The 1,219-nt window shown below is 37.3% G+C and carries 1 protein-coding gene and 1 pseudogene; both read right to left on the bottom strand.

Annotated features, from left to right (window positions below):
• Positions 1-451, bottom strand: a pseudogene (locus CD150_RS13170) (poly(glycerol-phosphate) alpha-glucosyltransferase); the annotation flags it as partial.
• 162 nt (positions 452-613) lie between these two features.
• A partial coding sequence (locus CD150_RS13175) for an LPXTG cell wall anchor domain-containing protein (protein ID WP_206185657.1) occupies positions 614-1,219 on the bottom strand: 606 nt, incomplete at its 5' end.

Raw genomic sequence — 1,219 nt, forward strand, 5'->3', positions numbered from 1 at the left:
GTTTATTGTGTGTGGTATATTTTCTTAAATAGTTATTGATATTTTCTTCAGATAATATAAAAGTAGACTTATCCTTTTTATCAGGTCTTACAAAAGCATTTGCATTGATTTCTTCTGCTAAAAAAACAGTATTCCAAAACTTATCTAAAGCAATACCAAAATCTATATAATTTCTTCTTGTTTCTACTAATTCTTTAACAAGATCATCAAAACAAACATTTTCAGTATCTGTCACTATATCTAATTTAATCCAAATAGGATATACGCCAGCTTTTTTTCTGAATTTTTCACATTGGTTTAAGATGTCTCTTTCCAAATATCGAGTTTTTTTTAATAATTTAACTGTTGCTTTCATATTACTCTTTCCCAGACTAATAAATGCATACTTTCCTAATGACATTTGCACTTCTTTCTGAGAAACTAATTTATTAATTTTCTCTGAGATATTCATTAGACTTCCTCCAAAATTGTACTGTAATTTTTATATCATCTATTTTCAATAAAGCCTATAATTATAATCCCCAAATTTATATATTGCATATCTAGCTATTTTTAATAAATATAGAAAGAGGACTAGTATAATTATTCTCCTAGCCCTCTCTTTCTCAACGAATTATTGATTTTCACTTTGATTTTTGCGCCGTCTAAATAAAAGAATTGATCCTGCTAAAGCAAACAAACCACCCGCTAAGGATAAATTCGACTTTTCATCATCACCTGTTTCAGGTAATGTTTTTTCACTTTGAGTTTTAGTATCATTTTCACTTTGATTTCTTGTCGATGTAGAGGTAGAGTTCTTATCATTTTCTGTATCAACACCACTGTCGACACCCTCATCGGAGTCTGCATCACTATCCGCATCGGCATCACTATCCGCGTCGGCATCACTATCTGCGTCGGCATCACTATCCGCATCTGCATCGCTGTCCGCATCGGCATCACTATCTGCGTCGGCATCACTATCCGCGTCTGCGTCACTATCCGCATCGGCATCACTATCCGCGTCGGCATCACTATCTGCGTCGGCATCACTATCCGCGTCGGCATCACTATCTGCGTCGGCATCACTATCCGCATCTGCATCACTATCCGCATCGGCATCACTATCCGCATCTGCATCGCTGTCCGCATCTGCATCACTATCCGCATCTGCATCACTATCCGCATCGGCATCACTATCTGCGTCGGCATCACTATCCGCGTCGGCATCACTATCTGC

The sequence above is a fragment of the Staphylococcus ureilyticus genome (assembly GCF_002902235.1).
GTDB classification, from domain to species: domain Bacteria; phylum Bacillota; class Bacilli; order Staphylococcales; family Staphylococcaceae; genus Staphylococcus; species Staphylococcus ureilyticus.